Annotated in this window: 10 protein-coding genes; 6 read left to right on the top strand and 4 right to left on the bottom strand. The window is 48.6% G+C overall.

The features are described 5' to 3' along the window. Positions 1-52: 52 nt before the first annotated feature. Entirely contained in the window at positions 53-1,408 is a 1,356-nt protein-coding gene (gene gdhA, locus B4W65_RS10090) for an NADP-specific glutamate dehydrogenase (protein WP_088655031.1), read from the top strand. Positions 1,409-1,525: 117 nt separating this feature from the next. Continuing rightward, positions 1,526-2,728 (top strand): uracil-xanthine permease family protein, encoded by a 1,203-nt coding sequence (locus B4W65_RS10085; RefSeq protein ID WP_088655030.1) that lies wholly within the window; start codon positions 1,526-1,528, stop codon positions 2,726-2,728. Positions 2,729-2,763: 35 nt separating this feature from the next. On the opposite strand, the gene B4W65_RS10080 is transcribed toward B4W65_RS10085, so the two are convergent. Then, positions 2,764-3,288 (bottom strand): UpxY family transcription antiterminator, encoded by a 525-nt coding sequence (locus tag B4W65_RS10080; protein ID WP_240509540.1) that lies wholly within the window; start codon positions 3,286-3,288, stop codon positions 2,764-2,766. Between the two features lie 305 nt (positions 3,289-3,593). Here B4W65_RS10080 and gyrB point away from each other — a divergent pair, with 305 nt between their 5' ends. After that, positions 3,594-5,561, top strand: a complete 1,968-nt coding sequence (gene gyrB / locus B4W65_RS10075; RefSeq protein ID WP_088655028.1) for a DNA topoisomerase (ATP-hydrolyzing) subunit B — start codon at positions 3,594-3,596, stop codon at positions 5,559-5,561. Positions 5,562-5,636: 75 nt separating this feature from the next. After that, a complete protein-coding gene (locus tag B4W65_RS10070) occupies positions 5,637-6,764 on the top strand; it encodes a glycosyltransferase (RefSeq protein ID WP_158522827.1) in 1,128 nt (375 codons plus the stop codon). 46 nt (positions 6,765-6,810) lie between these two features. On the opposite strand, the gene B4W65_RS10065 is transcribed toward B4W65_RS10070, so the two are convergent. Beyond that, a complete protein-coding gene (locus tag B4W65_RS10065) occupies positions 6,811-7,671 on the bottom strand; it encodes a sigma-70 family RNA polymerase sigma factor (RefSeq protein WP_088655026.1) in 861 nt (286 codons plus the stop codon). A gap of 81 nt (positions 7,672-7,752) precedes the next feature. Further along, positions 7,753-9,222, bottom strand: coding sequence for a Do family serine endopeptidase (locus tag B4W65_RS10060; protein WP_088655025.1), 1,470 nt, complete (start codon positions 9,220-9,222; stop codon positions 7,753-7,755). A 417-nt stretch (positions 9,223-9,639) separates the two neighbouring features. Here B4W65_RS10060 and dapF point away from each other — a divergent pair, with 417 nt between their 5' ends. Both dapF and uvrB read left to right on the top strand, forming a co-directional pair. Further along, entirely contained in the window at positions 9,640-10,446 is an 807-nt protein-coding gene (dapF, locus tag B4W65_RS10055; protein ID WP_088655024.1) for a diaminopimelate epimerase, read from the top strand. Between the two features lie 7 nt (positions 10,447-10,453). After that, positions 10,454-12,475 carry an excinuclease ABC subunit UvrB gene (gene uvrB / locus B4W65_RS10050; RefSeq protein WP_088655023.1) on the top strand — a complete coding sequence of 674 codons (2,022 nt, stop codon included), beginning with the start codon at positions 10,454-10,456 and terminating at the stop codon, positions 12,473-12,475. 158 nt (positions 12,476-12,633) lie between these two features. Here uvrB and B4W65_RS10045 read toward each other — a convergent pair whose 3' ends face one another. Beyond that, positions 12,634-13,497, bottom strand: coding sequence for a hypothetical protein (locus B4W65_RS10045; RefSeq protein WP_240509539.1), 864 nt, complete (start codon positions 13,495-13,497; stop codon positions 12,634-12,636). Between the last annotated feature and the right edge of the window lie 13 nt (positions 13,498-13,510).

Raw genomic sequence — 13,510 nt, 5'->3', positions numbered from 1 at the left:
TTTAGGAGTTCGAACAGAAAAATCAAAATATAACCAATCAAATTTTTAGCAAATGAAAAACCAGGTATCCCGTTTTGTTGACGATTTTATGGCCGGTGTAATTGCCCGTAATCCGGCTGAGCCCGAATTCTACCAGGCAGTACATGAGGTAGTAGAGAGCCTTGCTCCCTTTATTGTGGAGAACCCTTCTTTGATGAAAAATAAAATTCTGGAGCGTATGGCTGAGCCCGAGCGGGTGATCATGTTTCGGGTACCCTGGCTCGACGATCGCGGTGAAGTACAAATCAACCGTGGTTTCAGAGTGCAGATGAACAGCGCCATCGGACCTTACAAAGGAGGAATTCGTTTTCACGCTTCGGTGAACCTGGGTATTCTGAAGTTTTTGGCTTTTGAGCAGGTTTTGAAAAACAGTCTCACCTCTTTGCCCATGGGTGGTGGTAAAGGTGGTTCGGACTTCAACCCCAAAGGAAAGTCCGACAACGAGGTCATGAAATTTTGCCAGTCCTTTGTTACCGAATTGCACCGTCACATTGGTCCCAATACCGACGTTCCTGCCGGTGATATTGGTGTAGGTGGTCGCGAAGTAGCCTATATGTACGGTCAGTACAAGCGTTTGCGCAACGAGTTCACCGGAACCTTTACCGGTAAAGGCCTTGATTTTGGTGGAAGTCCCTTCCGTCCCGAAGCGACCGGTTACGGTACTGTATATTTTGCTGTAGAAATGCTGAAGACCAAAGGCGACAGCTTTAAAGGCAAAACCGTAGCCATCAGTGGCTCCGGTAATGTGGCTCAGTATGCGGCTGAAAAGGTTTTGGAGTTGGGCGGTAAAGTCGTAACCTTCTCTGACAGCAACGGAACCATCTACGATGCAGAGGGCATTACTACGGAGAAGCTTCAGCATGTGATGATGTTGAAAAATGCCCTTCGCGGACGTATCAAAGAGTATGTAGAAAAGTATCCTTCGGCCGAATACTGGGAGAACGAGCGCCCATGGAAGGCCAAGTGCGATATTGCTTTGCCTTGCGCTACCCAGAACGAGCTGAATGGCAGCGATGCTCAGACGCTTGTGGACAACGGCTGTATTTGTGTGGCTGAGGGCGCCAACATGCCTTCAACTCCTGAAGCCATTAAGGTTTTCCTCGATCGTAAGATCCTGTACGGACCCGGTAAGGCTGCCAACGCTGGTGGTGTGGCTGTATCGGGACTTGAAATGAGTCAGAATTCTATGCGTTTGCAATGGACTCCTGCTGAGGTAGATGAGAAATTGCAGAGCATTATGAAGAACATTCATGCGGCTTGTGTGAAGCACGGAAAAACGGCAGATGGCTTTGTCAACTATGTTAATGGAGCCAATATCAGTGGTTTTATTAAAGTGGCTAACGCAATGCTGGCGCAAGGATTGGTATAAGACCGTCTGAACTGTTAAAAATCATATGCAGATAAAACCCTTAAAAGGCTTGCCTTTTAAGGGTTTTTTTCTTTCTTTGGGGGATTTTTGAATTTACCCCAAAAAAGAAAGATTTTTATGAGTGAATTTACCAAGTCTTTACCCCGCAATACCATTCTTGGGGTGCAGTTTTTATTTGTGGCCTTCGGGGCTACTGTGCTGGTGCCCTTGCTGGTGGGTATTAACCCATCCATCGCCCTGTTTTCCGCAGGAGTGGGTACCCTTCTATTTCATCTGATAACCCGCGGAATGGTGCCGGTATTCCTGGGCAGTAGTTTTGCGTTTATCGCCCCCATTACTGAGGCTACGCGTTTGTTTGGCTTTGCCGGGATGCTTTCGGGCATTGTGGCGGTGGGTGCGGTATACGGACTGATGTCGGCCTTGGTGAAATGGCGTGGACTGGGGCTGATTGAGCGCATTTTTCCCTCGGTGGTTGTTGGACCGGTGATTATGGTTATTGGTCTTTCTCTGGCGCCTACTGGTGTAGAAATGGCCAGCAGTGATTGGTTGTTGGCCGTTATTGCCTTACTCACTGCCATTGTTGTTGTAGTTTACTTTAGGGGATTGATTAAACTGATTCCTATTTTTTGCGGTATTGTTGTGGGCTATGTAGCGGCCATGCTTTTAGGAAAAGTAGATTTTGCGCCGATTCAAGAGGCCGCCTGGTTGGCCTTGCCCGAGTTTACCCGTCCTGAATTAAATTGGAGCGCCATTGTTTATATGCTGCCCGTAGCCATTGCTCCCATGATTGAACACGTTGGGGATATGTATGCAGTGGGCGCCGTAGCAGAAAAGAATTTTGTTCGTGAACCCGGCTTGCACCGTACCATGTTGGGCGATGGTTTGGCTACAGCCCTGGGTGGATTTATGGGTTCGGTACCCAATACCACCTATTCTGAAGTTACGGGGGCCATTTCGCTCACGAAAGTCACCAATCCCTTTGTACTACGTATCGCAGCGGTAACGGCCATTGTTTTTGCTTTAATCGGGAAAATCAGTGGTGTTTTGCAATCCATACCCGCAGGTGTGTTGGGGGGCATTATGCTTTTGCTTTTTGGTATGATTGCTACTGTGGGCATTAAAACGCTGGTGGACTCGGGTGCCAATTTGCAAAAGACGCGCAATCAGGTAATTGTGTCGGTGATTTTAACGGTAGGGATTGGCGGTGCCATGGTCGAATTCGGAAACTTCTCGATGGCAGGTATTGGTTTGTCTGCTGTGGTGGGCGTATTACTCAATTTGATTTTACCCGATAAGGCAAAGCCCGTCAGGGCCAAGTAGAATTTTAAACGATTTTTTGAAAAAAGCGAAAGGGTTCAGGCCGTTTCGCTTTTTTCTTCCATAACCGTGTCTTCATCGAGGTTAACCACCAGGGTAAAGCCAATGTTGGTGATGCTCAGGTAGAGTTTCTTTTGTCCCCGAATATGGGTTACCCTTCCTGTTACTCCTTTCAAGGGGCCGGAGGTTACTGTGACCATTTGGCCCTTTTTTAAGCCGCCACTTTCCACGCTGAAACTCATCTTATTTTCCACTGTTCTGCGCATGGCTTCCATTTCATGGTCGGGAATGATTACTGCCTTCCCTTTGTAGCAAACATAGGCTACGACTCCCGGGGCTTCGAATACTCTCCGGTATTCCTTTTCGGGCAGGCGCACGAAAATATAGGAGTTGATTACCGGGGTTTCGACCCATTTTTTGCGGTCGCTCCACTGTTTGAGCTCTTTCCGCAAAGGCAAATAGGTGTGAATGCCCAGACGTGTAAGACTGTCGTACACCCGCTTTTCGGTGCGGGATTTGGTATAGAGGGCAAACCAGTGTTCTGATTTCGGGTCTGTTTTCAAGCTGCTTGGTCTTTTTATTGTTTTCAGGCATCCAAAGGTAGAAATATTTACTCTTTTTTTCTTTATAAATGTGATGCGCGGCTTTTTTTTGAAGGGGAATGTGCCGCCAGACAGCAGGAACAGCGCCCAGAAGCAATAAAAGTCTCCGTAATCTCGCCTGTGTGGCATAACAGTTTGTTTGTCAAGGGTTTGAAGATTTGGTTTTCTTGTAAAATAAGCTTCCTGGAAGAGGGTATGCCGGGTAAATTTTGTTATATTTGTGGCACGCTCCGAAAAAGGTGCGATTAATGTAATTGTAAACAATCATGAGTGATAATTTAGAGCTTACGCCAGGCAAATCTAATGGCGATTATTCAGCCAACAGTATTCAGGTACTGGAGGGACTGGAGGCTGTAAGAAAGCGTCCGGCCATGTACATTGGTGATGTAGGGGTTAAAGGTCTGCATCACCTGGTTTATGAAGTGGTGGATAACTCCATTGATGAAGCCCTTGCCGGTCATTGCGATTATATTGAGGTAACCATTAATGAGGACGATTCCATAACCGTTTTAGACAATGGACGGGGTATTCCGGTGGACTTGCATGAGAAGGAAGGGAAATCCGCCTTGGAGGTGGTGATGACTGTGTTGCACGCCGGTGGTAAGTTTGATAAGGACAGTTATAAGGTTTCCGGTGGTTTGCACGGAGTAGGGGTAAGCTGTGTTAATGCCCTGTCGACCCAGCTGATTGCCGAAGTGCATCGAAACGGAAAGGTTTACCGTCAGGAATACTGCTGTGGTAAACCTCAGACCGGTGTTGAGGAAATCGGAACTACCGATAAAAGTGGTACCTGGGTAAAATTTAAGCCAGACGCTTCTATCTTTATCACTACGGAATACAAGTATTCCATACTGGCCGATCGTATGCGCGAATTGGCCTTCCTGAATAAGGGCATTCGTATTGTGCTGACCGACCGTCGGGAAATCAGTGAGGATGGATCCTTTAAATCAGAAGAATTCCATTCCGAGGAAGGGCTCAAGGAGTTTGTTCAGTTTGTAGACATCAATCGTGAAAAACTGATCGACAACATCATTTACATCAATTCAGAGAAGAATGAGGTTCCGGTTGAAATTGCGATTGTTTACAATACCTCCTTTACGGAGAATGTTTATTCTTACGTCAATAACATCAACACCATAGAGGGTGGTACGCACCTGACCGGCTTTCGTAGAGGTCTGACCCGTACGCTGAAGACTTTTGCAGAGAAGTCGGGAATGTTTGCCAAACTGAAGTTCGACATCAATGGAGACGACTTCAGGGAGGGCTTGACCGCGATTATTTCGGTTAAAGTACAGGAGCCACAGTTTGAGGGGCAGACCAAAACCAAGCTGGGCAACAGCGATGTGAGTCTGGCCGTTGATCAGGCGGTGAGTTTGATGCTCCAGAACTTTTTGGAGGAGAATCCCAAGGATGCCAAGTCCATTGTCAGCAAGGTAATACTTGCCGCAACGGCGCGTCATGCCGCCCGTAAGGCCCGTGAGCTCGTGCAGCGAAAGACCGTTTTATCGGGCAGTGGTCTGCCCGGTAAGCTGGCCGATTGCTCGGAGAAAGACCCTGCCTTGTGCGAAGTTTTTCTGGTAGAGGGAGACTCTGCGGGTGGTACGGCCAAGCAAGGCCGTAATCGCCAGTTTCAGGCCATCCTTCCTTTGCGTGGAAAAATCCTGAATGTGGAGAAGGCCTTGCAGCACCGGGTATTTGATAGTGAGGAGATCAAGAATATTTTCACTGCCCTGGGGGTAACCATCGGAACGGAAGAAGACAGCAAGGCGCTCAATCTTTCAAAATTGCGTTATCACAAAATCATCATCATGACGGATGCCGATGTGGACGGGCGCCACATCAACACTTTGATTATGACCTTCTTTTTCCGTTACATGAAGGATTTGATTGCCAACGGACACTTGTACATTGCCGCGCCTCCCTTGTATTTGATGAAGAAGGGTAAGATAGAAGAGTATTGCTGGACCGAGCAGCAGCGTCGCGAATTTGTAGAGCGTTATGCCAGCGGTAAAGAAGATGCGGTACATATTCAGCGCTATAAGGGTCTTGGAGAAATGAATGCAGAGCAGCTGTGGACCACCACCATGAATCCTGAATTGCGTACCTTGCGCCAGGTAACCATTGAGAGTGCCACCGAGGCCGATCGCATTTTCAGTATGCTCATGGGCGATGACGTGCCGCCACGACGTGAATTTATTGAGCAGAATGCTACTTATGCCAAAATTGATGTTTAAGCAGCCCTGCTGATCGAAGTATATAGGAACCTTCCCGGTGTAATGTCGGGAAGGTTTTTTATTTTAGCGGAGGAAATGAAGTTTATGAAGCAGGCGAGCAGCATACGAAAGCGGTTGGTCATTACGGTCAGTAATAACTTAGTAACCGATAACAGGGTGGCCAAGCTGGTCCATTATTTTGATTCAGAAGGGATGGAGGTCTTTGTGCTTGGAAGGAATTGGCCCGGAGGGGCCCTTCCCGCAAATCGCAAGGGGCAACTCCGGCGCTTTAAACTCTGGGTGAATAAGGGGCCTTTGTTTTATGCCTTGCTTAATCTTCGCATGTTCTTTTGGTTGCTGGGCCATCGTTTTGATTTGGTGCTGGCGGTGGATATGGATACCTTGCCTGCGGCCTGGTTAGGGGCTCGTTTGAAAAGGCGCCCGGTATTTATGGACAGTCACGAGTTTTTCTCTGAAAGTCCCGAACTGCAGCACCGCCCCGGGGTTAAGCGCATATGGCGCAATCTGGAAAAGTTTTTGTTGCCCCGTTTGAATGGTGGATTTACAGTTTCTCCGGGCATTGTTGATCTGTATCAAAGACTTTTTGGGGTAGATTTTGATTTGCTTCGGAATGTTCCCCGGAGGCCCGCAGACTTATTGCCTTTGCGGGAGTTGGGTGCTCATCCAGTTGTATATTACCAGGGGGCATTAAATGTAGGCAGGGGTTTAAAGGAGGCTATAAGGGCGATGACTTTGCTGCCTGGCTACAAGCTGCATATAGCTGGATCGGGCGATGAGGAAGACGTGCTGCGGGAGCTGGTGAAGGAACTGAAGCTGGAAGAGCACGTTGTTTTTTTGGGACGTTTGCCTTTTGAAGAGCTGCGTGCGGAGGCGGCCAAGGCCCATGTGGGTTTGTGTTTGCTTGAAAGTATGGGACTCAATTACTATCATTCCTTGCCCAATCGGCTTTTCGATTACCCTGCCTTGGGCCTGCCCATTATTGCTACGAACTTTCCGGATATGGGCCGGCTGGTGCAAGAATACAATACAGGCTTGTTGCTGGACAGTATGGAAGCTGAAGTAATTGCCGCGGCCATCCGTAGGGCTTGTGAAGATAGGGTTTTGCGTTTGCAATGGGGGAAGGCTTTGCCGCGGATTGTGGCGGAATTGAACTGGGAGAAGGAAGCCAAAGTGTTGACCAAACTATTGAATTACAGCAAATAAAAAAAGCTGTTTGCAACGCAAACAGCTTTTTTATTTGTACGGGTCTTTACCCCAAATAGGTTTTCAGTAGTTTACTGCGTGAAGTGTGTCGCAAACGGCGAATGGCCTTTTCCTTGATTTGACGCACCCGCTCACGGGTCAGACCAAAGCGCTCTCCAATTTCCTCCAAAGTCATTTCCTGACAACCAATTCCGAAGAAGAGCTTGATGATGTCGCTTTCCCGCTCGGTGAGGGTGGCCAGAGCACGCTCTATTTCACGAGCCAGTGACTCGTTGATCAGTGTCTTATCCGCATTGGGCGAATCGCTGTTGACCAGTACGTCAAGCAGACTGTTGTCCTCTCCTTCAACAAAGGGAGCATCTACTGAGATGTGCCTTCCGGCCACACGCAGCGTGTCTGCCACTTTGTCGGCGGGCAGTTCCAGCTGGTCTGCCAGTTCTTCAGGTGAAGGCTTGCGCTCATGCTCCTGCTCAAACTTGGAGTAAGCCTTGTTGATTTTATTGAGGGAGCCTACCTGATTTAAGGGTAAGCGTACAATGCGGGACTGCTCGGCCAGGGCTTGCAGTATCGATTGACGAATCCACCAAACCGCATACGAAATGAACTTGAAACCACGTGTTTCATCGAACTTTTCGGCGGCTTTAATCAGGCCCAGGTTGCCCTCGTTGATCAGGTCGGGCAGACTGAGTCCCTGGTTTTGATATTGCTTTGCAACGGACACCACAAATCGCAGGTTGGCCTTGGTCAACTTCTCAAGAGCAGCCTGGTCGCCTTTCTTGATACGTTGTGCCAATTCCACTTCTTCCTCAACGGATATCAGCTCTTCACGACCAATTTCCTGAAGATACTTATCCAAAGAAGCGCTTTCGCGATTGGTAATGGATTTTGTTATTTTTAATTGTCTCATGTTTCCTCCAAAATACGGCGCAAAATTACTACATTTTATTCAGTAAAGCAATATCGATACCCGCCTGTTAAGGTTCTTTAATCAATCCTGAAGGTTTATGGCATAGTACGCCACCTGACCATTCGGATATATTCCCGTTAGGAAAAGTCCTTCGTTGAGCACTTCTACTACTTTTTTAAGATCTTCTTCACTATTTATAGGTACGCGGTTGGCCTGGGTAATTATGTAGCCTTCCTTGACTCCTGCCTCACGGAATTTTCCGCTGCCAACGCTACTCACCTTAAGGCCATTTCTAATTCTTAGTCGTTGTTTGTCGCTGTCGCTCAATTGGTCGTACGCAGCTCCCAGTGCAGCCATCTTGGCTGAAGTGACTACTACGTCGGTACTGCCGTGAATGTTACGTAAAGTGACCGTAAAAGGTTTTCTTTTTCCATCACGGATTACCTCTACTTGTAAGTTGTCACCGGGACGGAAGCGACCAACCTTTTCCTGCAGCTGGGGAACGGTATTTACCGCTTCGCCGTTAATGGAGACAATGACGTCGTGGGCACGTATGCCGGCCGCTGCTGCACCACCACCTTCAATGACTTCAGCGACGTAAACTCCATTTACACGATCCATATTCAATTCGGCAGCCAGCTCGTTGTCCATTTCACGTATGTTGACTCCGATGAGGCCCCTTTGAACTTCTCCGAATTCCATCAGGTCGTTGACCACCTTCTCCACAATGCTGACCGGAACAGCGAAGGAATAGCCACTAAAGGAACCCGTACGGGAAGCAATTGCGGTGTTGATGCCTACCAGTTCGCCGCGGGTGTTGACCAAGGCACCACCACTGTTGCCGGGGTTTACGGCCGCATCGGTTTGTATGAAGGCTTCGATACTCATTTGTCCCAATATTTGTATGCTCCTCGACTTGGCGCTGACAATACCTGCGGTAACGGTTGAGTTGAGATTAAAGGGATTTCCCACAGCCAGAACCCATTCCCCTATGCGCAGGTCGTCAGAGTTGCCATAACGCAGGTAGGGAAGGTCGGAAGCGTCAATTTTTAGCAGTGCAATGTCGGTGGTGGGATCGGCACCCACCTTTACTGCTTTGAACGTCCGCTTGTCGTTCAAAGTTACTTCAATTTCATCGGCATTGTCAATAACGTGGTTGTTGGTTACGATAAAACCATCGCTGGAAAGAATTACGCCGGATCCGGATCCCATTACGGGCTGCTGTTGTTGGGGTTCCTGGTAAAAACCCCGGGGACCAAAAAAGAATTCAAAGAGCGGGTGGTCGGGCATCATTTGGTGGGAGACCGAACTGGTGGCCTTGGTGGTTACGTGTACCACGGCGTGGACCGATTTTTCGGCCGAAAAGGTCAGGTCGGGATAACCGCCCTGTGGTTCCGCCGGTAAAGAGGCGTAGCGTGCAGCATGTTCGACCTGTACGGGAACTTGTTCTTTTATAACATCGGGCTGTTTTACCAATGAGTAGGTCATTACGCCCACAAAAGCACTTATAATGGCAATGGCAAAGGTGCTGAAAAGTTGTTTTGCGTTCATAACAATTTGTTTTAAAGGTTTGCCTTATAAGCAATCAAATTGTGTGCCTTGCAATGTAGATTAACAGTATTTAACGGGGGTGTTGGCCTGAATGGGACCTGTTGATAAAGAAACAAGCAGGTGGAGCGTTTGTTTAGGGCACAAAAAAGCCCCCTGCAGCTCTTTCCGGAAACCCTAACCCTTAACCAAAACCGAAAAGAAAATAACAGGGGGCCTTATTTGTTTGTGTGAAGATAGTACGGCCATGTTCACTTGTCAATTCAAAGATCACTTTTTTTTTGGCTTTGGCGGGATTTGTTTGACCAAAACAGTCGATTTATACATAAACAATAATTTCCATACTGGTTTACTGTTGTTTCTTGTTTTGGATTGGCTTCCGTATCTTTGTCGTTGTACCATTTATAGGAGGTTTAAGATATGAATCAAGAGCTGTTTTTTTACAAATACCAGGGGACTGGAAATGATTTTGTTTTAGTGGATAACAGGGAGGGTGGCTTTCCGGCTGGTGACGAGGCGCTGATAAGGGCACTGTGTCACCGGCGCTTTGGAGTGGGGGCAGATGGCCTAATGTTGCTGGAGGATTCGGAAAAACAGCGGTTTTCGATGCGCTATTTCAACAGCGATGGCCGCGAGAGTACCATGTGTGGCAATGGAGGTCGTTGCATGGTTGCCTTTGCCTTCGATTTGGGTTTGGTGGAGGCGGGTAAGTCTTTTTCTTTTGAGGCTATTGACGGTTTGCACGAGGCGGTATATGCCCCGGGAGCCATCCGATTGAAAATGGTGGATGTGCACGAGATTAAAGAGATGGATGGGGATTGTTTCCTGAATACCGGATCCCCGCATTTGGTTCGTTTCTGTGCGCAACCCGATCAGGTGGATGTGCCTGGGCTTGGACGTGCCTTAAGAAATGATCCGGCTTATGGAAAGGGCGGCTGTAACGTTAATTTTGTGGGGCGCAAAACGCCTGGATTTCTGCAGGTGCGAACTTATGAACGTGGGGTAGAAGATGAAACCTGGTCGTGTGGTACAGGCTGCGTGGCTGCTGTGTTGAGCGACCATTTCTTACATGGAGAAACTTCGGCTTATCGGGTGACTGTACAGGGCGGAGAGCTCCAGGTCAGCTTTGTTTCTCCGGCTAAAGGCAGGTATTCCGATATTTGGTTGGAGGGGCCTGCTCGATTTGTGTTCCGTGGCAGTCTGGATGCCAATTTCTTATTAAAATAATTTGCTTATGGCCTTTGAATTGGTTTCAGATTTTCAACCCACGGGCGATCAACCCGAAGCCATCCGACAGTTGGTAGAGGGTTTTCATGCGGGCAGCAATTATCAGACACTCCTGGGCGTAACGGGATCGGGAAAGACCTTTACGGTGGCCAACGTTATTGCGCAGCTCGATCGCCCTGTACTGGTGCTGAGTCACAACAAGACCCTTGCTGCTCAGTTGTACGGTGAATTTCGTCAGTTTTTCCCAAACAACGCGGTGGAATATTTTGTATCGTACTACGACTATTATCAGCCGGAGGCTTATTTGCCCGTTACCGACACTTATATTGAGAAGGACCTGGCCATCAACGATGAGATTGAGAAGTTGCGCCTGAGCGCCACTTCGGCCTTGTTGTCGGGCAGGCGCGATGTCATTGTCGTCTCTTCTGTTTCCTGTTTGTATGGTATTGGCAATCCGGAGGATTTCCATTCCAATGTTATTAAGGTGAAGGTGGGTGAACCGCTTGGACGTAATCAATTTTTGCGCAAACTGGTGGACAGTTTGTACTCACGCAATGAGGTGGAGTTTAACCGGGGACATTTTCGGGTGAAGGGCGATACGGTGGATGTTTATCTGGCCTACGCCGATCATGCTTGTCGCATCATTTTTTGGGGCGAGGAGGTGGAGCGGATTGAAACTTTTGATCCGGTGAACAACATCCGCCTGGAAATTTTTGAGGAACTGCTTATTTATCCCGCCAATATTTTTGTGACGACGAAGGAACGCATCCATGAGGCCATTCATCACATTCAGGATGACTTGGTGTTGCATTTAGAATGGATGCGCTCTGAAGGCAAGAGCCTGGAAGCCAAACGCCTTGAGGAGCGGGTGAATTATGACCTGGAGATGATAAGGGAGCTGGGGCACTGTCCCGGTATTGAGAATTACAGTCGTTACTTCGACGGTCGCCTCCCGGGGACACGCCCCTTCTGTTTGCTGGATTATTTTCCCGATGATTTTATTGCGGTGATTGATGAGAGTCACGTTACCATTCCTCAAATCAGGGCCATGTACGGGGGCGATTTCAGTCGCAAACAAAATCTGGTGGAGTACGGTTTTAGGTTGCCTTCGGCCCTGGACAACCGGCCTCTAAAATTTGAGGAGTTTGAGACCCTGGCACAGCGGGCCATTTACATCAGTGCTACGCCGGCCGATTATGAAATGGCCAAAAGTGAGGGAGTTATTGTGGAACAGGTGATTCGTCCCACCGGTCTTCCCGATCCGGAAATTGAAGTGCGCCCCAGTCTCAACCAGATAGACGACTTGCTGGCAGAAATTCATTTGCGTGCAGAGAAGGAGGAACGGGTTTTGGTGACGACCCTGACCAAGCGTATGGCGGAGGAGTTGACCAGCTATTTGAACAGGATGGGTGTTCGGTGTGAATACATTCATTCCGATGTGGATACCTTAGAAAGGGTTAAGATTATGGAGGGCTTGCGCGAGGGAGCTTTTGATGTATTGGTGGGGGTGAACCTGCTTCGGGAGGGACTGGATTTGCCGGAAGTCTCCCTGGTGGCTATTCTGGATGCCGACAAGGAAGGTTTTTTGCGTTCGGCGCGTTCGCTTACGCAGACCGCCGGAAGGGCTGCCCGAAACTTAAATGGGAGGGTCATCATGTATGCCGATACCATTACCCGATCGATGAAAGAAACCATAGATGCGACTTTGTATCGTAGGGAGAAGCAACTGCGTTACAACGAGGAGCACGGTATTGTTCCACGTCAAGTAGTTCGTAAGAAAGGAGCCATTATTCCGGGTCAGAAACAGCTGGCAGAACCGAAAGCTTATATTGAACCGGAAAATCTGGATATCGCTGCGGATCCTGTTGTTGCCAACATGGGGGTAAAGGGTCTGGAAAAAGCCGCTGAAGCTGCGAAGAAGGCTATGGAGAAGGCGGCAAAAGATTTGGATTTTGTTTCTGCTGCGCAATATCGTGATGAGATGTTGCGCCTGCAGGATTTGTTGAAAGAGAAGACGATGCAGCAATAGCCTGCATTCGCCTGAAAGCAGGTACGGTCGGCTGACTTGATAAACAAAGAGGGTGTCTCAAAAATCAGAGACACCCTCTTTATATTTAGCCTGCTTTATTCATACGTTGTTGTAATAGATAATTTATGAATAATGCAGCTTAGGACCGTTTGTGTTTTCTAGAAGAATAAGAAACGGCGACGTGTGCCGGTTCTGCGTGGACCAGTATTCTTAGGCTGATAGAAGCGTCTGGTTTTGGTGTAGCTCCTGCGGTTGAAACGCGGGTCGTTTCGGAAGGGGCTGTCGGAAATCAAGATGCTGAGACCCAAGGTTGCCGTGTAGTAGACATCCAGAGGGTCTGTTTCATATTCCACGCCTTCCGGCCATGCGCTGTACCATACATCGTGTCCGTCAAGTTTGTCGCTAAATGGAAAAAAACCGGTGAACTCTGCATTTACACTGATGGTGGGACTTACCCAAAAGGAGAAACCGCCTCCGCCTGAAACCAGGGGGGCAATGCCACTGGGTTGGCGCCAGATTTCTCCGTCGACGGCTCCTGGCGTTACGAGTTCGCTGGCAGGTCCCCAGGTTTCCTGGGCACTGAAATAGACCAATCCGACTTGTCCGGTAATATAGGGCTGGAAGGTCCGTTCCCTGAAATAGCCAAGCAGGTGGTTCAATGGACGATAACTGCCCCCAAGACTGATGTCGGTGTAAAAGTTGGTGAAGCTGGCGTAGGGTAGGTCATAAACCGGATTCATTTGTTCGCCCTTCATTTGTCCTGCCGTGACATTCACCCGCAGAGAAAGCGTCCGGGTCATCTCCCGATCGATCAGCAGTCCTGCCGAATAGCTGGTGCGGGATTCGTCGACCAGGTCACCATAAAACAAGTTGACGCCTGCTTTTGGGGTAATGGTCATACCATCCCAAATATCGAAGCCGCGACGGGCAAAGGAGCGTCGAAGCTGAGCTTCGGCCACGCTTAAGCCCAGCAGCATCAAGGCTACAGTTAGGAGTGTCGCTTTTTTATAAAATGTGCACATCCGGGATTTTCAG

It is taken from the genome of Geofilum rhodophaeum (assembly GCF_002210225.1).
In the GTDB taxonomy this organism is placed as follows: Bacteria; Bacteroidota; Bacteroidia; order Bacteroidales; family Marinilabiliaceae; genus Geofilum; species Geofilum rhodophaeum.
The sequence above is the reverse complement of the archived record's forward strand: the minus strand, read 5'-3'. Positions and strand labels throughout refer to the sequence as shown.

Bases quoted from the DNA above. Each gene is read 5' to 3' on its own strand.
- gdhA (WP_088655031.1), top strand. From the start codon at position 53: ATGAAAAACCAGGTATCCCGTTTTGTTGACGATTTTATGGCCGGTGTA.
- gyrB (WP_088655028.1), top strand. From the start codon at position 3,594: ATGAGTGATAATTTAGAGCTTACGCCAGGCAAATCTAATGGCGATTAT.
- uvrB (WP_088655023.1), top strand. From the start codon at position 10,454: ATGGCCTTTGAATTGGTTTCAGATTTTCAACCCACGGGCGATCAACCC.
- B4W65_RS10065 (WP_088655026.1), bottom strand. From the start codon at position 7,671: ATGAGACAATTAAAAATAACAAAATCCATTACCAATCGCGAAAGCGCT.
- B4W65_RS10060 (WP_088655025.1), bottom strand. From the start codon at position 9,222: ATGAACGCAAAACAACTTTTCAGCACCTTTGCCATTGCCATTATAAGT.
- B4W65_RS10045 (WP_240509539.1), bottom strand. From the start codon at position 13,497: ATGTGCACATTTTATAAAAAAGCGACACTCCTAACTGTAGCCTTGATG.
- dapF (WP_088655024.1), top strand. From the start codon at position 9,640: ATGAATCAAGAGCTGTTTTTTTACAAATACCAGGGGACTGGAAATGAT.
- B4W65_RS10070 (WP_158522827.1), top strand. From the start codon at position 5,637: ATGAAGTTTATGAAGCAGGCGAGCAGCATACGAAAGCGGTTGGTCATT.
- B4W65_RS10085 (WP_088655030.1), top strand. From the start codon at position 1,526: ATGAGTGAATTTACCAAGTCTTTACCCCGCAATACCATTCTTGGGGTG.